This window comes from Micromonospora sp. NPDC048063, assembly GCF_043202855.1.
Lineage (GTDB): Bacteria > Actinomycetota > Actinomycetes > Mycobacteriales > Micromonosporaceae > Micromonospora.
Genome location: NZ_JBIDBG010000003.1, coordinates 1 through 24,799 on the forward strand (window position 1 = coordinate 1; position 24,799 = coordinate 24,799).

Here is a 24,799-nt window from a genome sequence, read left to right on the forward strand (position 1 = left end):
GGTGGCGTGGGGTTGGCTGATGTGGCGTACACGTTGCAGGTGGGTCGTCGGCATTTCGAGCGGCGGCGGGCGGTGGTCTGCCGCGACGCCACCCAGGCCGCGGCCGCGCTGACCGCGCCCCCGACCGGCACCGTCGACTTCCGGCCCGGCCGCAAGGTCGCCTTCCTCTTCCCCGGCGGCGGCAGCCAGTACCTCGGCATGGGCCGCCAGCTCTACGCCACCGAGCCGGTCTTCGCCGAGCACCTGGACCGCTGCGCCGACCTGGCCCTCGCCCGGCTCGGTTTCGACCTGCGCGACGTGGTCCGCGCCCCCGACGGCGACCGCGCCGTCCAGGAGTTCCTCGGCACGTCCGCCGGGGTCACCACCGCGCTGTTCGCGGTGGAGTACGCCCTGGCCGTGCTCTGGCAGTCGTGGGGCGTGCGCCCGGACGCGATGCTCGGGCACAGCAGCGGCGAGTACGTGGCCGCCTGCCTGGCCGGCGTCTTCGACCTCGCCGACGCCATCGACACCGTGGCCCTGCGCGGCCAGCTCATCGACCGGCTGCCCGGCGGCGCCATGCTCGCCGTCTCGCTGCCCGAGGAGGAGCTGGCCGCCCGGCTGGGGCCGGAACTCTCCATCGCCGCGGTGAACGCCCCCGGTCAGTGCACCGTCTCCGGCCTGGTGGAGCCGGTGCAGGAGCTGGCCGACCGGCTCGCCGCCGACGGGGTGGACTTCCGCCGGCTGCACGTGCAGACCCTCGGCCACTCGGTGGCCATGGAGCCGGTGCTCGACGAGTTCCGCGCCCACGTCGCCGGCCTCACCCTGCGCGAGCCGTCGCTGTCGTACGTCTCCAACGTCACCGGCACCTGGATCACCCCGGCCGAGGCCACCGACCCCGACTACTGGGTGCGGCACCTGCGCGGCACCGTCCGCTTCGCCGACGGGGTGCGGACCCTGCTCGCCGGCTCCGCCGACCGGATGCTGGTCGAGGTCGGCCCCGGCACGGTGCTCGGCGCGCTGGTGGGGGCGAACGGCGACGGCGCGGCCCCGCCGGTCCTGCCGTCCGTCCGCCACCCCCGCGACTCGCAGCCCGACCAGGCGTTCCTGCTGGCGACCCTGGCCCGGCTCTGGGAGTCCGGCGTGGACGTCGACTGGGAGTCCTTCGCGGCCGGCCAGCCCTGCCGCCGGGTGTCCCTGCCGACCTACCCGTTCGAGCGCCGCCGCTACTGGATCGACGTGCCGGAGGACGGCCCCGTGCCGGTGCAGGACGACTCGGTCGCCCTGCGTCGGGCGCCGGAGCCGGTGGACGCCGGCCCGACCAGCCTCGACGTGGATCTCGGCAGCACCCTGCACCAGCGCCCCCACCTGACCACCGAGTACGTCGAGCCCCGCGACGACCTGGAGGAGTCCATCGCCGCCGCCTGGCGCGAGCTGCTCGGCTTCGAGACCGTCGGCGTGCACGACAACTTCTTCGCCCTCGGCGGCAGCTCCCTGCTGACCACCCGCCTGGTCACCCGGCTGCGGGAACGCTTCTCGGTGGACCTGCCGCTGGAGGAGCTGTTCAAGGCGCACACCGTCGCCGCCCAGGCCACCATCATCCGCGCCCTCCAGGACGCGGACCCCGCCCCCGGGCCGGACGGCGCCCCCGCGCCCGGGGCGGACCGCGCCGAGTCGGACGGGGCCGCGCGATGACCGTCGACGAGCAGCGCGGGGCGCGCCCCGCCCAGGCGTTGTCCCCGGCCAAGCAGGCGCTGTTGGCGGCCTGGTCCAAGGGGCGGCGCGGCAACCGCGACGAGATCCCCCGCCGGGGCGACGGCGGCCCCGCCCCGCTCTCCTTCTCCCAGCAGCGCCTCTGGTTCCTCGAACGCATGGTGCCGGACAGCCCGGCGTACAACACGCCGATGGCGGTCGAGCTGCGCGGGCCGCTGGACGTGGCGGCGCTGCGGGACAGCGTGCAGCGCATCGTCGACCGGCACGAGGCGCTGCGCACCACCATCCGGGAGGCCGACGGCGAGCCGGTGCAGGTGGTCTCGCCGCCCGCAGCCGTCGACCTGCCGGTGACCGACCTGACCGGGCTGAGCGAGGCCGAGCGCGACGAGCGCGTACGCCAGGCCCTCCAGGAGGAGGCCCGGCGGACCTTCGTGCTCGCGGTCGGGCCGCTGGTCCGGTTCGGGCTGTTCCGGCTCGCCCCGGACCGGCACGTCTTCCTGGTCAACTGGAGCCACCTGATCGCCGACGGCTGGTCGGGACGGGTGTTCTCCCGGGAGCTGGCCGAGTGCTACTCCGCGCTGGTCAGCGGCGGCACGCCCCGGCTGCCCGAGCTGAAGCTCCAGTACGCCGACTACGCGGTCTGGCAGCGGGCCCAGATGTCCGGGCCGACGCTGGCCCGGCAGGTGCGCTACTGGCGGGACCGCCTCGCCGGGATCCCGGCGCTGCTGGAGCTGCCCACCGACCGGCCCCGGCCCACCGTGCAGAGCTTCCGCGGCGACACCCTCCGGTTCACCGTCGACGAGCGGCTCACCGGGCGGCTGCGCGCGCTCTGCGCCGGCACCGACAGCACGCTGTTCATGGCGCTGCTCGCCGCCTTCACGGTGGTGCTCTCCCGCTGGTCGGGGCAGCCCGACGTGGTCGTCGGCACGCCCGTGGCCAACCGCAACCGCCCCGAGCTGGAGGACCTGTTCGGCTTCTTCGCCAACACCCTCGCGCTGCGCACCACGGTCACCGGCGACCCGACCTTCCGGCAGTTGCTGGCCCGGGTCGGCGCCGACGTGTCGGCCGACTTCGCCCACCAGGACCTGCCGTTCGAGAAGCTCGTCGACGAGCTGCAACCCGAGCGCAGCACCAGCCACAACCCGGTGTTCCAGGTGATGCTCGCGCTGAACAACACCCCGCCACCCCGGGTAGACCTGACCGCCGACACCCAGCTCGTCGGGCTGGTCGAGGGCGACACCGGGTCGGCGAAGTTCGACCTGTGGCTGTCCCTGGCGGACGCCGGGGACACGCTGCCCGGCGGGCTGGAGTACGCCACCGACCTGTTCGACCGGGACACCGTCGAGCGGTTCCTGGCCAGCCTGCTGCGCCTGCTCGACCAGGTCTGCGCCGACCCCGACGCCCCGCTGTCCCGGCTGGAGTTGACCGACGACGAGGAGCGCGACCGGGTCCTGCGGGCGTGGAACGACACCACCGCCCCGGAACCCGCGCCGCGCGTCCTGCACGAGCTGATCGCCGAGCAGGTCCGGCGCACCCCCGGGAACGTCGCCGTCCGGCTCGACGACCGGTCGCTGACCTACGCCGAGCTGGACCGCCGCGGCAACCGGCTGGCCCACCGGCTGCGGCGGCACGGGGTGGGGCCGGACAGCCGGGTCGCCGTCTGCCTCGACCGCTCGCCGGAACTCCTGGTGGCGCTGCTGGGCGTGCTCAAGGCCGGCGGCTGCTACGTGCCGCTGGACCCGGAGCACCCGCCCGCGCGGCTGGCGTACCTGCTCGCCGACTGCGGCGCGGAGATCGTGCTGACCGGCGACGGCGGGCGGGAGGTGCTGCCCGCCGACGCGCCGCCGGTGATCGACCTGCACCGCGACGACTGCGCCGAGGAGCCCGAGCAGGCCCCGCCCAGCGGGGTCACCGAGGACGACCTGACGTACGTCATCTACACCTCCGGCTCCACCGGGATGCCGAAGGGGGTGATGAACAGCCACCGCGCCGTGGTGAACCGGCTGCGCTGGATGCAGCGCCGCTTCGAGCTGACCGCCGGCGAGGCGGTGCTGCAGAAGACCCCCGCCAGCTTCGACGTCTCGGTGTGGGAGTTCTTCTGGCCGCTGCTGGTCGGCGCGACCGTCACCATGGCCCGCCCCGACGGGCACCGCGACCCCGGCTACCTGGTCGACCTGATCAACGACCAGCGGATCACCACCGTCCACTTCGTACCGTCGATGCTCCGGCTCTTCCTCGACGAGCCGCGCTCGGCCACCTGCACCGGGCTGCGCCGGGTGGTGTGCAGCGGCGAGGCGCTGCCCCGCGACCTGGTCCGCCGCCTCCAGGAGCGGCTGCCCGCCCGGCTCGACAACCTGTACGGCCCGACCGAGGCGGCCGTGGACGTCACCGCCTACCGGTGCCCGCCGGGGGAGGACGCCACCGACGTGTCGATCGGCGCCCCCGTCGACAACACCAGCGTCTACGTGCTGGACCCGGCCGGCCGGCCGGTGCCGGTCGGCGTGCCCGGCGAGCTGTGCATCGGTGGCATCCAGGTGGCCCGCGGCTACCAGGGCCGGCCCGCGCTGACCGCCGAGCGCTTCGTCCCCGACCCGTTCACCGACCGCCCCGGCGCCCGGATGTACCGCACCGGCGACATCGTCCGGTGGCGGCCCGGGGGCACCCTGTCCTACCTCGGTCGGGAGGACCTCCAGGTCAAGCTCGGGGGGATCCGCTTCGAGCTGGGCGAGATCGAGGCGGCCCTGCGGGAGCATCCCACCGTCCGGGACGCGGTGGTCACCGTGCGCCGCGACGCCGCCGGCGGGGAGGCCGGCGAGGGCCAGCTCGTGGCGTACGTGGTGCCCCGCTCCGGGGAGCAGCCGGAGCCGGCCGCGCCGGTGACCCCGGACGAGCCCCCGGCGACCGGCGACGTCGACGGCACCGTGCACCAGTGGGCGCGGGTCTTCGACGAGGCGTACACCGAGCCGGAGACGGCCGACGCGGCGGACAGCAACTTCTCCAGCTGGAACAGCAGCTACACCGGCGCCCCGATCCCGCCCGACGAGATGCGGCGGTGGGTCGACGAGACCGTCGCCCTGGCCCTGGCGGAGCCGCCCGGCCGGGTCCTGGAGGTGGGCTGCGGGCTCGGCCTGCTCCTGCTGCGCATCGCGCCGCACGCCGCGTCGTACCACGGCACCGACATCTCCCGGTTCGCGCTCGGCCAGGTCCGCGCCGAGGTCCGGGCCCGCGGCCTGGCGGGCGTGACCCTCGACGAACGGGCCGCGCACGAGCTGGCGGACCTGCCCGCCGGGTCCTTCGACACCGTGCTGCTGAACTCGGTCGTGCAGTACTTCCCGGACGCCGACTACCTGCGGCAGGTGCTGGCGGAGGCCCGCCGGCTGGTCGCCCCGGGCGGCCGGATCGTCGTCGGCGACGTCCGCAGCCTGCCCCTGCTGGCCGACTTCCACCGCTCGGTGGAACTGCACCGGGCTGACCCGGACGCCGACCCGGCGGTGGTGCTCGCCCGGGCGGCCGCCCGGACGTGGCAGGAGGAGGAGCTGGCGCTGGACCCGGCGCTGTTCACCGGCCTCGGCGACACCCTGCCCGACGTCGCCGCCGTCGAGGTGCGGCTCAAGCGCGGCGGCTACGACAACGAGCTGAGCCGGTTCCGCTACGACGTGGTCGTCCGCGTCGCCGCCGACCCGGCGGCGGACGGCCCGGCCGCACCGGAGCCGGCCGCCGACCCCCTCGGCTGGGAGGGCGACCTGGCCGGCCGGCTGCGCGACCGGCTCCGGGAGGAGGCGGTGGTCGCCGTGACCGGGATACCCAACGGCCGCCTCCGCGAGATCGCCGTCCTGCGGGCCGGCGACGGCGCCTGCCGGACGGTGGGCGAGCTGCGCGCCCGGGTCGACCGGGAGCCGCCCGGCGTCGACCCCGACGAGCTGTACCGGCTCGCCGACGAGCTGGGCGTGGACGTCGTCGTCGCCCCGTCGGCCGCCGACCCGACCCGGATCGACGCCCTGTTCCACCGCGCCGACGTGCGCCCGTCGTGGCCGCCGGCGCCCCCGGCGCGCGGCGGCGCGCTCGCGAACTGGCCCCGCCAGGACCGGCTGATGGGCGAACTCGGCCCGCGCTGGCGGGCGCACCTGAAGGACCGGATCCCGCGCTACGCCGTGCCGGCGGTGTTCGTCCCGGTGCCCGGCATCCCGCTGAGCCTCAACGGCAAGGTGGACTGGTCGGACCTGCCGGCGCCGCCGCCGGTGGCGGCCCGGGACCGGGGAGCGCACGTCCCGCCGGCCGACGGCACCGAACAGCTCGTCGCCGACATCTGGGCGTCCGTCCTCGGCCTGGAACGGGTGAGCGCCACCGCCAACTACTTCGAGCTGGGCGGCGACTCGATCCGGGGCATCCGGGTGATGGCCCGGGCCAACGGGGCCGGCCTGCCGCTCGTGCCCCGCGACCTCTTCGCGCACCCGACGGTGGCGGAACTCGCGGCGGTCGCCGACGCCCGACTCGCCGAGGGCGGCACCGTCGACGGGCCCGCCCCGGAGTCGCCGGGCGACTGGGGGCTGTCGGAGCGCGACCGGGCCCACCGGGAGCGGCTGCTGGCCGACGCCGACGTGGCGGAGGTCTTCCCGCTGGCCCCGTACCAGGCGCACATGCTGCGCCGGCTCGTCGCCGACCCGCGTCCCGGCGAGTTCCTGGTGCAACGCGTCGACACCCTGCGCGGCCCCATCGACGTGGACCTGCTGCGCCGCTGCTGGGCGGGGCTGGCCCGCCGGTACGCCCTGCTGCGGACCATGTTCGTCTGGGCCGACCTGGACGAGCCGCTCCAGGTGGTGCGACGCGACGTCGAGCTGCCCTCCCGGTACGAGGACTGGACCGGGCTCACCGCCACCGAGCAGGACACGGCGCTGGCCCGGTTCCTCCGCGAGGACCAGGCGGTGGGCTGCGCCCCCGACGACCCCGCCGGCATCCGGCTCTTCCTGGCCAAGGTCGACGAGGACGCCTACCGGACCGTGTTCAGCTTCAGCTACCTGCGGATGGAGGGCTGGAGCCTCAGCGTCTTCCTCAGCGACGTCATCGGTGAATACCACCGCCTGCTCGCCGGCGAGACCCCGCAGGCCGGCACGGACGTGCCGTTCAGCCGCTACGTCGACTGGCTGCGCCGGCGCGGCGTACCGGCCGACACACCGGCGTTCTGGCGGGACATGTTCGCCGGCGGGTGGTCGCCCACCCTGCTGGCCGCGTCCGCCCCCGACAACCGGGCCGGGGACCGGCACGGCTACGCCCGGCAGCACATGCAGGTGGACGCGCGCGTCACCGAGGCGCTGCGGGACACCGCGCAGCGGCTGCGGATGCCCCCGAACACGCTGGTCCAGGCCGCCTGGGCGGCGTTGCTCGCCCGTTATGCCGGCCGCGACGAGGCCACCCTGGGGGTCTTCTTCAACGGCCGCCCCGCGGACCTGCCGGGCGTCGAGGACCTGACCGGGCCGACGATGAACGTGCTGCCGATGCGGGTGCGGCTGCCCGCGCCGGACCGGCCCGTCGTCGACCTGCTGTCGCACGTGATGACCGTCGGCGCCGACGCCGCCCACCACCAGTACGTGGCGCCGGAGCGGGTGGCGGAGTGGGCCGGCTGGCCGGCGGACGAGCCGATGTTCGACGCGTACCTGGTCTTCCAGAACCTCGACCCCACCCTGTTCGGCTCCACCGAGCGGGTCCCGACGTTCTTCAGCCGGCTGGCCGAGCCGTTCCGGCTCGACGTGATGCCGGGGGTGGAGCTGGGACTGATCCTGTCGTACCACCGGGACCTGCTGACCGACGAGGCCGCCGGCCGGGTGCTCGACGACCTCGTGGCGACGCTCGCGGCGATCACCGCCGACCCGTACCGGCCGGTCGCCGAGGTGCTCCGGCCGCCCGCGCCGCCCGCCGCCGCGAAGGTGCTGCTGGTGGAGGGTGAGCTGGGCGGCCTCCAGATCAAGGACACGCCGTTCCCCGTCCCGGCGGCGGTGGAACCACGGTGACGGAGGTGCCCATGTCCTGGATGGTGCCGATCGGCGCCGCCGACGCCGACGCGCTGCGCCGCCGGGCCGCCGAGGCCGCGGACCGGCTGGCCGCCGGGGCGGAGCCGACCGCGCAGGGCGCCCCGGCGGGCGCGGCGCACCGGCTGGTCGCCACCGGAGGGGACCGGGCGGCGCTGGTGGCCGCGCTGCGCTCCGCCGCCGCCGGGGAACCCACCGACGGGGTACGCACGGCCACCGGCACCGACGCCCCGCGCCTGGCGATGGTGTTCTCCGGTGAGGGCACCCAGTGGCCCGGCATGGGCGACGGGCTGTCCGGATGCGCCCCGTACGCGGACGCCCTGGACCGGTGCGACGCGGCCGTGCGCGCGCTCGGCGGCTGGTCCGTCACCGAGGAGATCCGCCGGCCGGCCGGGGCGAGCCGGCTCACCGAGACCGCCGTCGCCCAGCCGGCGATCGTCGCGGTGGAGATCGGCCTGCTCGCGCTGCTGGACAGCCTCGGCGTACGACCCGACGTGGTGATAGGGCATAGCCTTGGCGAGATCACCGCCGCGTACGCCGCCGGGGCGCTGGGCGTCGAGGACGCCATGGCGGTCGCGTACCACCAGGGCCGGATGTTGCAGCGGGCGACCGGCGGCGGCGGGATGCTCGCCGTCGGTCTCTCCGCCGAGCAGGCCACCCGGCTGCTCGCCGACCTGCCCGCCGGGCTGTCGCTGGCGGCGGTCAACGGCCCGGCGAGCGTGGTGCTCTCCGGGGAGCGGTCCGCCCTGGACGCCGCCGTGGCGCGGCTGGCCGCGGACCGCGTGTTCCACCGCGACCTCGGCATCAACTACGCCTTCCACAGCCCCCAGATGGAGCCGTTCACCGGGGAGCTGGTGGCGGACCTGCGGCCGCTGCTGCGCAACGGCCCCACCACCACCGACATGGTCTCCACCGTCCACGGCGACCTGGTCGGTGGCGACCGGCTGGGCGCGGAGCACTGGGGGATGCTGTCCCGCCGGCCGGTGCGTTTCCTCGACGCGGTGGCCCGCGCCGACACCGCCGTCCACCTGGAGATCAGCCCCACGCCGGTGCTGCGCACGGCGTTGCTGCAGTGCCTGGGCGGACGGCCCGGCACCACCGTGCTGGGCTCGCTGCGCCCCGACCGGGACGCCGCCGAGGCGGTCCACGCGCTGGCCGCCGACCTCTACCTCGCCGGCCTGCCCGTGGCCTGGGACGCGCTGCCGGCCGTGACCCGGGCCGCCGGCACCCCGGCCGCGGAGCCGGAGCGGGTGTCCGTCGGGTCGTCGGTCGTCGACCGGCTCCGCGCCGGCAGCCCGGCCGGGCTCGGCCACCGGGTCCGGGAGTACGTCGTCGACCGCGCGGCGGAGGTGCTGGGCCGCCACCGCTCCGAGATCCCCGCCGACGCGGGACTGTTCGCCCTCGGCTTCGACTCGCTGACCGCCGTCCGCCTCGCCGAGCGGCTCGCCGCCGAGCTGCGTCCGCACGTCCCGGTGGGGCCGACGGTGGCGTTCGATCACCCGACCGTCGCCGACCTCGCCGCCCACCTCACCGCCCGGCTCGGCGGCGGCGACGGGGACCCGCCGGCGTCCGGGCCGGCGGCGACCCCGGTCCGGACGGGCCCGGTTCCGGCGGCCGACGAGCCGATCGCCGTCGTCGGCATGGCCTGCCGGGTGCCCGGCGCCGACGGCCCGGACGAGTTCTGGCGGCTGCTGCGCGACGGCGTCGACGCCACCGCCCCGGTGCCCCGCGACCGCTGGGACGTCGACGCGCTGCACGGCGACGACCCCCTCGAACCGGGCACCATCTACGCCCACCGCGGCGGATTCCTGCCCACCGTGGACACCTTCGACGCCGACTTCTTCGGCATCTCCGCCGTGGAGGCGGAGAGCATGGACCCCCAGCAGCGGCTCCTGCTGGAGGTGGCCTGGGAGGCGCTGGAGCACGCCGGGATGCCGGCGGACCGGCTGCGCGGCACGCGCAGCGGCGTGTTCGCCGGCCTGTCCATCGACGACTACAAGGGACTCCAGATCGCCGATCCGGCCCGGATCGACGGCTACACCGGCACCGGGAACCTCTTCTGCGTGGCGGCCGGGCGGCTGTCGTACGTGCTCGGGCTGCGCGGGCCGTCGATGGCGGTCGACACCGGCTGCTCGTCGTCACTGGTCACCGTGCACCTGGCCGCCCAGGCGCTGCGGGCCGGCGAGTGCGACCTGGCGCTGGCCGGCGGCGCGCACCTGATGCTCGCCCCGGACATCACCCTGTTCCTCTGCCGTGCCGGCGCGCTCGCCCCGGACGGCCGGTGCAAGACCTTCGACGCGGCGGCGGACGGCTACTCCCGGGGCGAGGGCGCCGGGATGGTGGTGCTCAAGCGGCTCTCCGACGCGATCGCCGACGGCGACGACATCCACGCCGTGCTCGCCGGGTCCGCCGTCAACCACGACGGCGCCAGCAGCGGCCTTACCGTGCCGAACGGCACCGCCCAGCAGGAACTGCTGACCGACGCGCTCCGCGCCGCCGGTCTCGCCCCGGCCGACGTCGGCTACCTGGAGGCGCACGGCACCGGCACCCCGCTCGGCGACCCGATCGAGCTGCGTGCCGCCGCGGACGTGCTGGGCCGGGACCGGCGCGAACCGCTGGTGGTCGGCTCGGTGAAGACGAACATCGGTCACCTGGAGGCGGCGGCCGGGGTGGTCGGCCTGATCAAGACGGTGTTGGCGCTGCGGCACCGGTGGATCCCCGCGCACCTGAACTTCCGCACCCCCAACCCCCGCCTGCCCTGGGACGACCTGCCCCTGTCGGTGGCCACCACCGGCCGACCCTGGCCGGAGGGCCCGGACGGCCGGCCCCGGGTCGCCGGGGTCAGCTCGTTCGGCATCGGCGGCACCAACGCGCACGTCCTGCTGGCCGAGTACCGTCCCGCGACGGAGCCGGCGGGCGGCGAGGGAAGCGGCGCCGGCAGCGGCGACGCCCTGTTGCTGCCGCTGTCCGCCGGGTCGCCCGCCGCGCTGCGGGCCCTCGCCGGACGCTACGCCGCCCACCTCGACCGGCACCCGGAACTCCCCGCGCCGGCCGTCTGCGCCGCCGCCGCCCGGTTCCGCGCCCCGCTGCGGCACCGCCTGGCCGTCACCAGCGCGGACCGGGAGGAGCTGCGCCACCACCTCGACCGGTACGCCCGGGGCCGGGCGGACGACCTCGTCGAGGGCGAGGTCCGCGGCGCCCCCCGGATCGCGTTCGTCTTCCCCGGCCAGGGCTGCCAGTACCCGGGCATGGGCCGGACGCTGTACGACACCGAGCCGGTGTTCCGCGCCGCCCTGCGCGAGTGCGCCGACATCCTCGGCGAGCACCTGGGCGACGACCTGGTTCGGGTGCTCCACGACGGCGGTGAGCTGCTGCACCGCACCGGCTGGACCCAGCCGGCGGTCGTCGCCGTCGAGTACGCCCTGGCCCGGCTCTGGGGTTCCTGGGGCCTGGAGCCGGCGGTCGTCCTCGGCCACAGCGTCGGCGAGTACGCCGCGGCGTGCGTGGCCGGCGTGCTGCCGCTGGACGAGGCGCTCCGGCTGGTGGCCGTACGGGCCCGCCTGATGGACGCGCTGCCCGCCGGCGGCCGGATGCTCGCCATCGCGGCGGACGGGGCGGCCACGGAGGCCGTGCTGGCCCGGCACCCCGAGGTGTCCGTGGCGGCGTACAACGGCCCGGCCGAGACCGTCGTGTCGGGCCCGGCCGGCGCCGTCGAGAGCGTGGCGCGGGCCCTGGACGAGGCCGGTGTCCGGCACCGCGACCTGCGGGTGTCGCACGCGTTCCACTCGGCGCTGATGGACCCGGTCCTGGCCGAACTCGCCGCCGAGGCGGCCCGGGTCCGGCCCGCCGAGCCGCGCGTGGACGTGGTCTCCACGGTGACCGGGCGGCTGCTCGACGGGCCGATGGACGCCGACTACTGGTGCCGCAACGCCCGCGAGCCGGTGCGCTTCGCCGAGGCGGTGGGCCGCCTCGGCGAGCTGGGCTGCGGCCTGGTGCTGGAGCTGGGCCCCGACCCGGTGCTGGGCACGCTCGCCCGGCGCGGGGCGCTCGTGCCCCGGGGCGCCCGGTGGGTGCCGGCGATGCGCCGGGGGCGCGGCGACCGCGCCGTGGCCCGGGACGCCCTCGGCGCCGCCTTCTGCGTGGGCGCGCCGGTGGCCTGGGAGCGGGTGCACCCGGACGCCCGGCGGGTGCCGCTGCCGACGTACCCGTTCCAGCGGCGCCGCTTCTGGCGCGACACCCGCCTCGGGGTGGCCCGGTCCGCCGACACCGGCCCGCTCGGGGAGCGGCTGCGCTCACCCGCCCTCACCGGCAGCGTCTTCGAGCAGGTCGTCGGCCCCGAGCTGCCGGAGCGGCTGACCGACCACGGCCTCTTCGGCGCCACCGTCGTCTCGGCCGCCAACCACCTCGCCGCGATCCTCGCCGCGACCGCCGCCGACGGGGAACCGACCGCCGAGGTCACCGACGTGGCCTTCCCCGAGCCGCTCACCCTGACCGCCGGCGAACAGGCCCGGGTGCAGGTGCTGCTCGGCGCGCCGGACGGCCCCGGGCGGACCGCCGAGGTGGTCAGCGCGACCGGGACCGACCCGGGGCGCTGGCGGGTGCACGCCACCGGCACCGTGCGGCCGGCCGGCCCGGCGCCGGCCGAACCCGCCCGTCCCCGCGACACCGCCGGCGCCGAGGTGGTGGACCTGGAGGACCGGATGCGGGCCGCCGGCTACCGGCTGGGCCCCCGCTACCGGTGGCTGGAGTCGGTCGTGCGGCACGGCGACGAGGTCGACGCCACGCTGCGTCGCCCGCGCGTCGTGCCGCCGTCCACGCGACCGGAACCCGGCCTGCTCGACTCCTGCCTGCGCCTGGTCCTGGCCCTCGCACCGCAGGCCCTGGCGACCGACGGACGCGGGCTGGCCGTCCCGGTCGGCGTCGACCGGCTCGCCTGGTACGCACCCGGGCCGACGGCCGCCGGGGACGACGACGACCTCACCTGCCGGGCCCGGCTGCGGTCGGCCACCCCCGACGGCGACGACCTCGTCCTCGACGTCACCCTGCGTGCCGCCGGCCGGGTCCGCCTGGTCGTAGAGGGCCTGCGGCTGCGCCGGGTCCGCCGGGACGCGCTGCTGCGCGGGGCCGAGAACGGCGACCGGCTGCGCCACCGGATCGACTGGCGTCCCGCCGACCCGGCCCCGGAACGCCCCACCGACACCACCGGCGGCTGGCTGCTCCTCGCCGACGGCGGGGGCGTCGCCGACCGGGTCGCGGCCGCCGTACGCGACGGCGGCGGGACGTGCCGGTCGGTCGGGCCGGCGACGGTCGCCGACCACCCCGGCGGGTTGCCCGCCCTGCTGGCGGAGCCGGGGCCGGAGCCGCTGCGCGGTGTCGCCCTGCTGTGGCCCCTCGACGACGGGCCCGGGGTGCCGGGCGGCGCCGGGGCGCTGCACGAGCGGCAGGTTCACGGCGCGCACGCCGCGCTGCACCTGCTGCACGCCCTGGCCGACCGGCACCCGACGGCCCGGCTGGTGCTCGTCACCCGCGGCTGCCAGCAGACCGACGACACCGGGCCGGTCGACCCCACCCACGCCGCCGTGTGGGGGCTGGGCCGGGTGGCGATGACCGAGCGGCCGGACGCCGACGTGGTCCTGGTCGACCTGGCGCCCGACGGCGACCCGGCCGCGGACGCCGCCGCCGTGCTCGCCGCGCTGACCGCCCCCGCCCCGCCGCCGCAGCAGGCCGTCCGCCCGACGGGGACGCTGGTGCCCCGGCTCCGGCCGGCACCGGCGGACGGGCCGGAGACCCTGCCCGTGCACCCCGACGGCAGCTACCTCGTCACCGGCGGCACCGGCGGCCTCGGCCGCCGGGTCGCGGCCTGGCTGCTCGACCGGGGCGCGGGCCGGGTGTGGCTGCTGTCCCGGGGCGCCACGACCGTCGAGGGCGCGGAGCCCCTCCCGACCGGGGACGACCGGGTGCGGACCCTGGTCTGCGACGTCACCGACCCGGTCGCGCTGGACCTGGCGGTGGCCGAGGCGAGGCGCGCCGGCCCGCCGCTGCGGGGCGTGGTGCACGCCGCCGGCGGCCTCGACGACGCCCCGCTCGGCGCGCAGACGCCCGACCGCCTCGACGTCCCGCTCCGGCCGAAGCTGGCCGCCGCGCACCTGCACCTCGCCACCCTCCACGACCAACTCGACTTCTTCGTGCTGTTCTCCTCGCTGGCCGGGGTGGTCGGCACCGCGGGCCAGGCCGGGTACGCCGCCGGCAACGCCTTCCTCGACGCCCTCGCCGGCCACCGGCGCGCCCTCGGCCTGCCGGCGGTCAGCATCGCCTGGGGCCCGTGGGCGGAGACCGGGATGGCGGCCCGGCTGGGCGCCCGCGAGCGGGACCGGCTGGCCGCGTTCGGCCTGCACCCCCTCGACCCGGCCGCCGGGCTGGACGTGCTGGCCCGGTCCGCGTCCGGGCCGCCGTGCCTGGTGGTCGCGGACGCCGACTGGTCCCGGCTCGCCGGGCACCTGCCGGAGCGGTGGCGGCCGGGCCTCTACGCCGAACTGGTCGACGCGGCCCCGACGACGACCCGGGCCGCCGGGCCGGGATCGGGCGGTCCCCACCGAATGCCGGAGAGCCCGCGCGAGCAGATCCTCGCCGAGATCTGGGCGGAGATCTTCCGGGTCGACCGGGTCGGCGTCACCGACAACTTCTTCGACCTCGGGGGCGACTCGATCCTCAGCCTCCGGCTGGTCGGGGCCGCCCGCCGCGCGGGCCTGCGCATCGCCGAGGCCGACGTCTTCGCCCACCCGACCGTCCGGGACCTCGCCGCCGTCGCCACCGACGACCGGGAAGCCGAGGAGCGGGCGGCCGGCGACCGGGGAGGCGGCGGGCGCGTGGACGCCGACGCCGCGCCGGGCGGGGAGCGGGCGTCGGCCGGGACAGGCCGCCGCACCCCGGCCGACCTGGCCGCCTTCGCCGACGCCGAGCTGGACGCGAGCGACCTGACCGCGCTGGCCGCGCAACTGGCCGGGGCGAGCTCCGGCCGCCCGAACGGACGCCCCACCGCACCCGAGACGCTGAGGAAGGACAACCCGTGACCGTTCCCGGAGTCGACAACATCTACCGGTTGTCGTACATGCAGGAAGGGCTGCTGTCGCACAGCCTCGCCGACCCCCGGGCGGCCTTCTACGTCGACCAGGTCGAGTACCGGCTGCACGGGCCGGTCGACCCGGACCTGCTGCTCGCGGCGTGGCAGGCGCTCACCCAGCGGCACGCGGTGCTGCGCACGTCGTTCCACTGGGAGGACATCAAGCAGCCCGTCCAGGTGGTCCGGGACCACGTCGAGGTGCCCATGGAGACCCTCGACTGGCGGGACGTGCCCGCCGCGGACCTGCCGGCGCGGCTGGAGGAGCGGCTGCGCGCCGACCGGCTCCAGGGGTTCGACGTCCAGCAGCCGCCGCTGGTCCGGCTGACCCTGATCCGCACCGGCGAGGAGGACTACACGTTCGTCCTGCGCTACCACCACCTGCTGCTGGACGCGTGGTCGGCGCTGATGGTGCTCGACGAGGCGTTCGCCAACTACGACACCCTGGCCGGCGGGCGGCCCCTGGAAACCCGGCCGGCGACCTCCTTCCACGAGTACGTCGGCTGGGTGCGGGCCCAGGACCTCGACGCGGCCGGGCAGGCGTGGCGGGAGGCGCTGCGCGGCGTCACCGACTCGACCACCCCGGCGTGGATCCGCCCACCGGACGGCAGCGCCCCGGAGCCGTCCGGTCGGGACAACCCGGAGCAGGTGCTGCACGTGCCGGCGGAGACCGTGGCCGCCCTGCGCGAGCTGGGCCGCCGCCGGGAGGTCACCCTCGGTTCGTTGCTGCAGACCTGCTGGGCGCTGGTCCTGCGGGCGCACAGCGGGCGCGACGACGTCGTGTTCGGGGGCACGCTGTCCAGCCGCCCGTCGGACGTGCCGGGGGTGGAACAGACCGCCGGCCTGTTCATCAACACGCTGCCGGTGCGGGTCCGCTTCGACCCGGCCCGCTCCGTCCTCGCCACGGCCGTCGCCCTGCAACACGAGCAGGCAACGTTGCGCCGGTACGACTTCAGCCCGCTGGAGCAGGTGCAGCGGTGGAGCGAGGTGCCCCCGGGCCTGCCCCTGTTCGACACCATCATGACGGTGCTCAACCTGCCGGGGGTGGGCGTGCTGCACCGGCGCAGCGGCGCGGTCGAGATCCGCGACGGGCAGTACCGCTACCGGACCAACTATCCGCTGTCGGTGCTGGTGATCCCCGAGGGCGAGCGGCTGGCCGTCCGGGTCGGCTACGACCCCCGTCGGGTCGGCCACGACGCCGTCGCCCGGCTGCTCGGGCACCTCGCGACGGTGGCCGACACCGTGGCGACGCGGCCGGACACGCCGGTGCGCGACGTGGACGTGCTGACCGACGCCGAGCGCGCCCTGGTGGCCGGCTGGAGCGGGACGTCCGCGCCGTACCCGGACGGGACGACCGTGCACGGGCTCGTCGAGGAGCAGGCCGACCTGGGCGGCGAGCGGGTCGCGCTGCGGGCCGGCGGCGAGTCGGTCACCTACGGGGAACTGGACCGCCGGGCCAACCAGCTCGGCCGGCACCTGCGCGGCCTGGGCGTGCGCCCGGACACGCCGGTCGGGCTGTGCCTGGGGCGTACCCCGGAACTGGTCGTGGCGATGCTCGCCGTGCTCAAGGCGGGCGGCTACTTCGTCGCGCTGGACCCCGACCACCCGCCGGCCCGGCTGGCCGACATCCTCGCCGACGCCGGCGTCGCGGTGGTGGTCAGCGACCGGCACCACCGCGCCGGCCTGCCGCGCGCCGGGGTGGAGACCGTCCTGTTGGACGCGCACCGCAACCGGTACGCCGACCTGCCCGACGACCGGCTGCCCGCCGCGGCCGGTCCCGACGACCTGGCCTACTCCATCTACACCTCGGGGTCGACCGGCCGGCCCAAGGGGGTGCTCGTGCCGCACCGGGGGCTGTGCAACGTGATCGCGGCCCAGCGTGCGCTCTTCGGGCTGGGCCCGGACGACCGGGTGCTGCAGTGGGCGTCGCCGACGTTCGACGCGTCGGTCTTCGATGTGGCCATGGCCCTCGGCGCGGGCGCCACCCTGCACCTCGCCCCGGCCGAGCGGGTGGCGCCGGGGCCGGACCTGCGGGACCTGCTCGCCACGGAGCGGATCACCGCGCTGACCATCACCCCGTCGGCCCTGGCGGCCGTGCCGGTCGCGGCCCTGCCGGAACTGCGCACCCTCGTCCTCGCCGGTGAGTCGCTGCCCGCTTCGTTGGTGCGGCAGTGGCGCACCCCGGGGCGCCGGGTCTTCAACGCGTACGGCCCGACGGAGGCGACGATCTGGGTCTCGGTGCACGAGTGCGGCCCCGAGGACGAGGCCCCGCCCATCGGCCGGCCGATCCCGAACGTCACGGTCCGGGTGCTGGACGCCTCGGGCCGCCCGGTCGGCGTCGGCATTCCCGGCGAGCTGCACGTGGGTGGCGTCGGACTGGCCCGGGGGTACGCCGGGCGCCCCGAGTTGACCACGCAGCGGTTCGTGCCGGACCCGTTCGGCCCGTCCGGTGCCCGCCTCTACCGCACCGGCGACCTGGTGCGCTGGACGGAGGACGGTGCGCTGCGCTTCCTCGGCCGCACCGACCAGCAGGTCAAGGTACGCGGCCTGCGGATCGAGACCGGCGAGGTGGAGGCGGTGCTGCGCCGGCACGACGACGTGGCCGAGTGCGCGGTGGTGGCCCGCGCCTCGGACGGCTCGGACGGCACGCCGGACACCCTGGTGGCGTACGTGGTGCCGGCCGGCGCGGCGCGGGTGGACGCGGAGAAGCTGCTCGCGCACTGCGCGCAGGTGCTCCCGGAGTACATGCTGCCCGGTGCCGTCGTGCCGCTCGACCGGCTGCCGCTGACCAGCAGCGGGAAGCTCGACGTGCGCGCCCTGCCGTCGCCGCGCGACCTGGCCGGGGAGCAGGAGGCGCGGGCCGAGATGACGGTCACCGAGCAGGCCGTGGCGACGCTCTGGGGCCAGGTGCTCCAGGTGGAGGGTCTCGGCCCGGACGGTGACTTCTTCGCGCTCGGCGGGACCTCGATCAAGGCCACCCAGGTGGTGTCGCGGGCCCGCCGGGCGTGGCAGGTCGACCTGCCGATCCGCAGCGTGTTCGAGAACCGCACGGTGACGGCGTTCGCCGCCGCCGTGGAACAGGCACTGGCCGCCCAGATGGATGACGACGATCAGGAGGTGCAGGATGGCGACGACCAAGGCGTGGGTGCTGCATGCCACTGACCCGGGGAGCGAGCTGACCCGGGGACAGCTGACGCTGGAGCAGATCCCGGTGCGCCGGCCCGAGGAGGGCGAGGTCCTCGTCGAGCCGCTGGTGGGCTGCTGGGAAGCCAACATGGAGCATGCGATCTCCCGGCACCCGGTGGACGTGGCGCGGCAGCGGGGCGACGACAAGATCGTTCTCGGCACCTGCGGCGTGGTCCGGGTGCTCGCGGCCGGGCCCGGCGTGCGGGGTCTGCGCGAGGGCCAGGAGTGCCTGTGGATCCCGTTCGGGGTGATCGACCGCAACGGCTACGCCGAGCGGATCTGCGCGTACGACGCCCCCGGCTCGCCGGGGCTGCTGTGCGGGCGGTTCGTCACGGAGGCGCGGCTGCTGGTGCCCCTGCCGGAGCAGAGCCGCCACCCGATCGAGCGCTGGGCGCCGTTCGCCCGGTACTTCACCGCCTGGGACAACTGGCGGGTGGCCCGGCGCTGCTGGGAGGCGCAGGTCGACGACCACTGGGACGAGCCGCCGCTGGTCCTCGGCTGGGGCGGCGGCGTGGTCTGGGCGCAGCTGGAGCTGGCCCGCCGGGACGGCTTCCGCACGGCCATGGTGTCCGGCCGCGACACCCGGCTGGCCGCGATCGCCGCCTCCGGCGCCGCCCCGATCGACCGCCGCGAGTTCCCGGACCTGGACTACGACGTGGCGAAGGCCTCCGGCGACCCGGACGCGCTGGACCGGCACAAGGATTCCAAGCGGCGCTTCGTCGAGCGGGTGATGGAGCTCAGCGGCGGCCAGGGCGTCTCCATCTTCCTGGACAACATGGGCGGTGGGCTGCACCGGGTGACGTTGCAGTCGCTGGCCCGCGAGAGCGTGCTCGCCACCGTCGGTTGGAAGCACGGCATGCGGCTGTCGAACCTGCGGGCGGTGGAGTGCATCGGCCGGCACATCCACGTGCACACCCACGCCTGGCGGTTCCAGGACTGCGCGCGGATCCGGGACGTGCAGGAGAGCACCGGCTGGTTGCCCGAGATCAACGAGCCGGTGGCCTCCTTCGACGCCATCCCGCAGTTGGCCGACGCCTACTCCCGGGACGCCTTCGACAGCTATTTCCCGCTGTACGAGGTCGTCCCCCGGTGAGTCAGGGCCGCCGGACGATCAGCCGGTAGGTCACCACCAGCCCGACCAGGCACCACGCGCCCATCACGAGGTACGGGGTGCCGCTGATGCCGCCGACCAGCGCCTCGCGCACGCTCTGCGCCATGTACTGGAACGGGAGCACGACGTGCACGGCCTGCAACCAGCCCGGTAGCCGGTCGACGGGGAAGTTGACGGGGGAGAACATCAGCGTGACGAAGACGACGAGCTGGGTCACCAGGCCGACCGCGGCCGGCGGGAGGGCGTGGGCCAGTCCGTAGCCGAGCGTGGTGGCGGTCAGGGCGACGAGCAGGGCGGCGAGGATCACCAGCGGGCTCGGGTCCAGTCGTAGGTCGAAGCGGAACGCGGCGACCAGCAGCGACAGCACGAGCCCGGGCAGCGCGCCCAGGATCCACACGGTGACCCCGGCGGCGACCGAGGCCAGCGGTGGGACGGGCAGCGTCTGGTCGAACTCGAAGCTGCCCTGCAACTTGCTCTGCGCCACCATGTTCGGGGCCATCACCAGCCCGACGGTGATCAGCCCGATGGTGGGGCCGCCGGTGGCGAGGAACGCGGCGCTGGTCGCGTCGACGTCGGGCAGCAGGTACGCGAAGCCGACGATGATGCCGACGGAGAGCCCGGCGGAGACGATCGCGAAGAGGGGGAGCAGGAAGCGCAGCCGCAGCGCGTTCCAGCGCAGCAGCAGGGCGTAGCTACGGAGCCACGACATCGTCGACCTCCTCGTGGGTCGTCTGGTGCTCTTCGAGGGCGAGGTAGATGTCCTCGACCCGCATCGGGTACAGCGAGAAGTCCTCGATGGTGCCGGCGGCCTGCATGCGGGCCGCCCACTCGGTGGCGGCCACCGCGTCGGCGGTGTCCAGGGCGTACACGAGCCGCTGCCGGTCCCGGCGCGGGGGCTGCCCGGCGAACGGCGGTGGCGCGGGTTCGTCGCTGCCGGCCGACAGGCTGACGTCGAGCCGCAGCGCCGGGCCGGCGCCGGCCCGCAGGTCGGCGACGGTGCCCTCGGCGACCACCCGGCCGTGCGCCAGGACCGAGAGCCGGTCGAGGATCCGCTCGACCTCGGTGAGGTTGTGGGTGACCAGGAGGACGGCCGCCCCGTCGTCGGCCAGCGACCGGACCTGCTGCCACAGCAGTCGCCGGCGCACCGGGTCCACGTCGTTGCTGGGTTCGTCGAGCACGATCACCTGGCCCGGTCGCACGGCGGCCAGGCAGTACGCGGCGAGGCGACGGACGCCGCCGGAGAGGCGCTCGGCCGGGGTGTCGGCCCACTCGGTGATGTCGAGGGCCTCGAGCAGTCGCTGGGTGGCGGCGGCCGCCTCGGCCCGGCCGGCCCCCCGGATCCGGGCCACCAGGGTGATGGCCTGGCGCGGCGTGACGCCCATCAGCGGCACCTGGGCCTGCGGCTGCACCGAGCAGACCCGGTGGGCGAACCCGGGGTCGGCGACCGGGTCGCCGTCGCCGATGCGGATCGTGCCGCTGGTGGGCTTGATCAGCCCGGCGACCTGGTTGACCAGTGTGGTCTTGCCGGCGCCGTTGTGGCCGAGCAGGCCGTAGACCTGGCCGGCGTTCACCCGGATGCTGATGTCGTCGTTGGCCCGCACCCCTCCGCGATACTCCTTGCAGACATGGTCCACGCGCAGCACCATGACATCTCCGATACTGGTCGGTATTCAGATACCGCCGAGTATGCGGAATGCGGAGATTCTGGTCAAGCGGAACGACGGGAGAGTCGCCTGATGGAACGAATGGGGCGCCAGGAGCGGCAGCGGCACAACCGGAACCGCCTGCTCGACGCGGCGCAGCGGCTGCTCGCCGAGCGCGGGCCGGCCGCCTCCCTGGACGACATCGCCGCGGCCGCCGGGCTGACCAAGGGTGCGGTGTACTCCAGCTTCCGCAACAAGGAGGACATCATCCTCGCCCTGCTGGACCGGCAGTTGGACCTCATCGGCACCGACCTGACCCAGGTGGACGCCGGTGAGTCCGACATGGTGCAGGCCTTCGCCGCCCTCAGCTCGGCCAACTCGACCGGCGACCGGGCCGGGGAGAACGCCGACTTCGCGCTGCTGATGATGGAGTTCTGGATCGCCGCCATGCGCAATCCGCGGGTGCGTCCCCGCTACATCGAGGCGCTGCGCCGCACCCGCGCCGGGATCGCCGCCCACCTGGCCGCCCGGGCCGACGGGCCGGACCCCGTGCTGGTGGACCGTACGGCGACCCTGCTCCTCGGTCTGGACATCGGGCTGAGCATCCAGCGCCTCGTCGACCCGGAGTCGGTGCCGGAGACGTGGTACGCCGAGGCGTTCGAGCTCCTCGTCCGGCCGCTGTCGGGCGACGCGCCGCACCCCGACGGCGGGAGCTGAACCGCCGCCGTCATGGGCCGGGGCTGCCGCCGGCGCCGGGAAACCGCGTCGCCCGGCGTCGCCGGATCGAGTGAAGGCCGTCGTTGCCCCGGCCGTGCCGGCTGGATAGGGTCGTGCGGTACCAGTGATCTTCAGTGACCGGTTCGTGACGGGGAGGCGCGGGATGAGTTTCGAAGCGGAGCAGTATGTCGTCGTCCGCAACGCCGAGGAGCAGTACTCGATCTGGGCGGCCGACCGGCCCGTGCCGGACGGGTGGCAGGCGGTGGGCGTCCGCGGCTCTCGCGAGGAGTGCCTGAGCCACATCGAGAGCGTCTGGACGGACATGCGCCCGGCCAGCCTGCGGACGGCCGGAAGCGCGGCCTGACCGGCCGTCGCCGCACCGGCCCGCCGCAGGGGGTGGCGCCGGTGCGGCGGCGGATCGCCGCGGCCCGTCGGCCGCGGTCACGTCAGCCGTCGTCCGCGGGGCATCGTCAACTCAGGGTTGACGACAAGCATGCGTCAACCTATCGTTGACGCATGACCGAACACACGCAGATGAGCAACCCGGTCCGGCTCGACGACCTCATCCAGGCGATCAAGAAGGCGCACACCGACGCCCTCGACCAGCTCGCCGGCGCGGTCGTCGTCGCCGACCACCTCGGCGAGATCGCCGACCACCTGATCGGCCACTTCGTGGACCAGGCGCGGCGTTCCGGCGCCTCGTGGACCGACATCGGCCGGAGCATGGGCGTCAGCAAGCAGGCGGCGCAGAAGCGCTTCGTGCCCAAGGCCACCGAGGCGCCGCTGGACCCGCAACAGGGCTTCAGCCGGTTCACCCCGCGCGCCCGCAACACCGTGATGGCCTCGCAGAACGAGGCGCGCGCGAGCGGGCATGCCGAGATCCGCTCCGAGCACGTGCTGCTGGGGCTGCTCAGCGAGCCGGAGGCCCTCGCCGCGAAGGCGATCGTCGCGCAGGGCGTACCGCTGGAGCGGGTGCGCGAGGTCGCGACGGCCGCGCTGCCGCCGTCGTCGGCCGAGGTCCCCGACCTGATCCCGTACGACGCGCAGGCCAAGAAGGCGCTGGAGCTGACCTTCCGCGAGGCGCTGCGGCTGGGCCACAACTACATCGGCACCGAGCACATCCTGCTCGCCCTGCTGGAGCTGGAGAACGGCAGCGGGGTGCTCGCCGACCTCGGCGTCGACAAGGCCACCGCCGAGTCGACGCTCGTCGCGGCGGTCGAGGCCGCCGCGAAGGGCGTCCAGGGCTGACGGGAGGGTCGACGCTCGTCGCGGCGGTCGGGGGCCGCCGCGACGAGCGTCCGGGGCGCCTCGGCGGCGACGTGCCGGGTCCGGGAGCGCGCCGGACGCCGGTTGCCGCCGCGGCGACTCAGGAGGCGGTGGGGAAGCCGTACCGGGCGGCGTGCTCCGGGTCGGCGGGGTCGACCTGGCGGATCCCGGCGTCGGCGAGGCGCTTGTTGACCTCGTCGAGCTGCTCGCGCACCAGCCGGGCCTCCTCCTCGGTGACCCGGCCCCGGTGCGGCTTGCCGGCGTGCTCGATCGTGCCGTAGTCGACCTTCTCGGCGCTCTTGCGGGCCTTCGGCGGGCGGACCCGCTCGGCGGTCCGCAGCAGCTGCGCCATCGGGACGTCGGTCGCCATGGCGTCGAACTCGCTCGCCGTCAGCACCACCCGCCGGGGCTCGTCGCCGCCGTGCCGGTCGTGGATCTCGACCACCGCGACGTCGAGCGCGGCGTCGTCGATGCTCTCCACCTCGACCGGGGTGGCGTCCAGTTGCACGGGCCCGGCCACCAGGTCAGGGTGTTCCAGGACGACGACGCGGACCACCTCGTCGTGGGGCTGGATGACCGTGCCGGTGAAGTCGGAGACGTGGATCGTCTTCTTGCCCATGCGCGGTGCTTCTCCTGTCGTGGGTCGGGGTTGCGGACCACAAGAAATTACCCGACAGGTGTGCGAAAGCCGCCGCTGGACCGCCCCGGGTGTGTCGTCGCCCCCGGCGGGGCGGCGCGGGTCAGCGCGGGTTGAGGTTGCGGCGGGTGGACGTGCCGGCCGGCAGCTTGTTGAGCTCTCCCCAGGGGAGCGCCTCGGTCCGGGCGGCGCCGCGGTTGCCCCGGTACGGCGGCTGCGCGGGAAACCGTCCGACGGTCCCGGGCGGGCGCCAGAGCCGCTCGGTCTCCTGCTGGTACCGGTCATTCGGCTGATTCGGCATGACCATTACCGTCCCAAAGAAAGTTGTACATGTATGGAAATGAATATGACGCTCGATCGATGTATCGGGTTCCCGCGACCGCGCCGGCTCTCGGGGCGGCGTCCATCGACGTCCTGCACCTGTACCCGCCCGCCGTGCGCTTGAACCGACGTCGGTGCGGCTGAGGCGCGAAGCCCGGCAATGAGGCCGGCGGGCCCATTGATCGGAACGGTGCGCCGGGCGGCAACCGTCCGGCGTACGGTGATCGGCGGACGGGCCGGGGCGCGGACCGCGCTCGGGCCGAGCGCGGCGAGCGACCCCGGCGGCGTCCGCGCGGGCGGCTGCCGTGGGCCGGCCGCGGGGAAGGTGACTCGATGCTCGACCGGCGGCTCCACCTGCACCTGGCGACCTGGCTGGGCCAGTGGCCGGCGGGCCCGGCGCTGCACGTGGTCGGGTCGCGCCGGCGGGCCCGGCCGGCCTGGGACGGTCGGCTTCGGCCGGCGATCGCGGTCGCGGCCGGGGCGAGCACCGTGCTCTCCGTACCGCCGGACCGGGTGGACGCGGTCCGCGAGCTGGTTCGCCGGCGGGCCGGGCGGTTCCTGCCCGAGTTGCCCGCGACGGTCGGCCAGCCCGGCTGGGCGGTCCACGACGACGTGTTCCGGTGGAGCGTGGCCCCGGCCCCGCTGCCCGACGTGGGGGAGTGGGTGTCCCCGGCCTCGCCGGGGTTGCCGTCCTGGCTCCGGCTCTTCGACCGGCCCGTGCTGGTGGTGCGCGACGAGCGTGGCCGGTACCTCTCCGGGGTGGGGGTGAAGCGACACGACGCGTACGGCCACGAGCTGGCGGTGGGGACGGTGCCGGCGGCGCGGGGGCGGGGGCTGGCCCGGCGGCTGGTCGCGCAGGCGGCCCGGCGGGTGCTCGACGAGGGGGCCGTCCCGACCTACCTGCACGACCGCGCCAACGCGGCCTCCGCGCGGGTCGCCGAGGCCGCCGGCTTCCCCGACCGGGGCTGGCGGTCGTTCGGGGTGTACCCGCCCTGACTCGACGGTGGGGCGGGGCGCGGACCGTGGATCCCGGGCCGGATCCACGGCCCGCAGCCTCCCCCAGGTCCCGTGCCCGCGACGGGCGTTGCG

13 protein-coding genes are annotated in these 24,799 nt (G+C 75.7%); 9 read left to right on the forward strand and 4 right to left on the reverse strand.

What is annotated here, in order from left to right; all coding sequences use genetic code 11:
• From ACGFZ2_RS08430 to ACGFZ2_RS08450, 5 genes are all read left to right on the forward strand, one after another.
• Window positions 1-1,671 (forward strand): acyltransferase domain-containing protein (locus ACGFZ2_RS08430; RefSeq protein ID WP_393451488.1); only part of this gene is annotated, 1,671 nt, incomplete at its 5' end.
• Window positions 1,668-7,694, forward strand: a complete 6,027-nt coding sequence (locus tag ACGFZ2_RS08435) for an amino acid adenylation domain-containing protein (RefSeq protein WP_393451491.1) — start codon at window positions 1,668-1,670, stop codon at window positions 7,692-7,694. The genes ACGFZ2_RS08430 and ACGFZ2_RS08435, both read left to right, overlap by 4 nt.
• Before the next feature lie 11 nt (window positions 7,695-7,705).
• Window positions 7,706-14,782 carry an SDR family NAD(P)-dependent oxidoreductase gene (locus ACGFZ2_RS08440; protein ID WP_393451494.1) on the forward strand — a complete coding sequence of 2,359 codons (7,077 nt, stop codon included), beginning with the start codon at window positions 7,706-7,708 and terminating at the stop codon, window positions 14,780-14,782.
• Entirely contained in the window at window positions 14,779-17,991 is a 3,213-nt protein-coding gene (locus tag ACGFZ2_RS08445) for an amino acid adenylation domain-containing protein (protein WP_393451497.1), read from the forward strand. The genes ACGFZ2_RS08440 and ACGFZ2_RS08445 overlap by 4 nt, the downstream gene beginning before the upstream one ends.
• Entirely contained in the window at window positions 17,954-19,108 is a 1,155-nt protein-coding gene (locus tag ACGFZ2_RS08450; RefSeq protein ID WP_393451500.1) for a hypothetical protein, read from the forward strand. Before ACGFZ2_RS08445 ends, ACGFZ2_RS08450 begins: the two co-directional genes overlap by 38 nt.
• A gap of 1 nt (window position 19,109) precedes the next feature.
• Here the strand turns inward: ACGFZ2_RS08450 and ACGFZ2_RS08455 are convergent, their stop codons facing one another.
• The gene (locus ACGFZ2_RS08455; RefSeq protein WP_357697216.1) at window positions 19,110-19,835 is read right to left on the reverse strand and encodes an ABC transporter permease; all 726 of its coding nucleotides are present in this window, start codon (window positions 19,833-19,835) and stop codon (window positions 19,110-19,112) included.
• Window positions 19,819-20,772 carry an ABC transporter ATP-binding protein gene (locus tag ACGFZ2_RS08460; RefSeq protein ID WP_350702753.1) on the reverse strand — a complete coding sequence of 318 codons (954 nt, stop codon included), beginning with the start codon at window positions 20,770-20,772 and terminating at the stop codon, window positions 19,819-19,821. Before ACGFZ2_RS08460 ends, ACGFZ2_RS08455 begins: the two co-directional genes overlap by 17 nt.
• A gap of 90 nt (window positions 20,773-20,862) precedes the next feature.
• Here ACGFZ2_RS08460 and ACGFZ2_RS08465 point away from each other — a divergent pair, with 90 nt between their 5' ends.
• The 3 genes from ACGFZ2_RS08465 to ACGFZ2_RS08475 all read left to right on the forward strand — a co-directional run bounded on the left by ACGFZ2_RS08465 (window position 20,863) and on the right by ACGFZ2_RS08475 (window position 22,734).
• A complete protein-coding gene (locus ACGFZ2_RS08465; RefSeq protein ID WP_393451504.1) occupies window positions 20,863-21,486 on the forward strand; it encodes a TetR/AcrR family transcriptional regulator in 624 nt (207 codons plus the stop codon).
• 163 nt (window positions 21,487-21,649) lie between these two features.
• Complete coding sequence (locus tag ACGFZ2_RS08470; protein WP_393266977.1) at window positions 21,650-21,850, forward strand: MbtH family protein; 201 nt, start codon at window positions 21,650-21,652, stop codon at window positions 21,848-21,850.
• Window positions 21,851-22,002: 152 nt separating this feature from the next.
• Window positions 22,003-22,734, forward strand: a complete 732-nt coding sequence (locus tag ACGFZ2_RS08475) for a Clp protease N-terminal domain-containing protein (RefSeq protein WP_393266974.1) — start codon at window positions 22,003-22,005, stop codon at window positions 22,732-22,734.
• A gap of 118 nt (window positions 22,735-22,852) precedes the next feature.
• Here the strand turns inward: ACGFZ2_RS08475 and ACGFZ2_RS08480 are convergent, their stop codons facing one another.
• Together ACGFZ2_RS08480 and ACGFZ2_RS08485 are read right to left on the reverse strand one after the other, a co-directional pair.
• Window positions 22,853-23,371, reverse strand: coding sequence for a hypothetical protein (locus ACGFZ2_RS08480; RefSeq protein WP_357453722.1), 519 nt, complete (start codon window positions 23,369-23,371; stop codon window positions 22,853-22,855).
• A 121-nt stretch (window positions 23,372-23,492) separates the two neighbouring features.
• Window positions 23,493-23,690 (reverse strand): DNA repair protein, encoded by a 198-nt coding sequence (locus tag ACGFZ2_RS08485; RefSeq protein ID WP_393451507.1) that lies wholly within the window; start codon window positions 23,688-23,690, stop codon window positions 23,493-23,495.
• Between the two features lie 353 nt (window positions 23,691-24,043).
• Between ACGFZ2_RS08485 and ACGFZ2_RS08490 the strand changes: the two genes are divergently transcribed.
• Window positions 24,044-24,706 (forward strand): GNAT family N-acetyltransferase, encoded by a 663-nt coding sequence (locus ACGFZ2_RS08490; protein WP_357697201.1) that lies wholly within the window; start codon window positions 24,044-24,046, stop codon window positions 24,704-24,706.
• The last annotated feature ends 93 nt before the right edge of the window (window positions 24,707-24,799 follow it).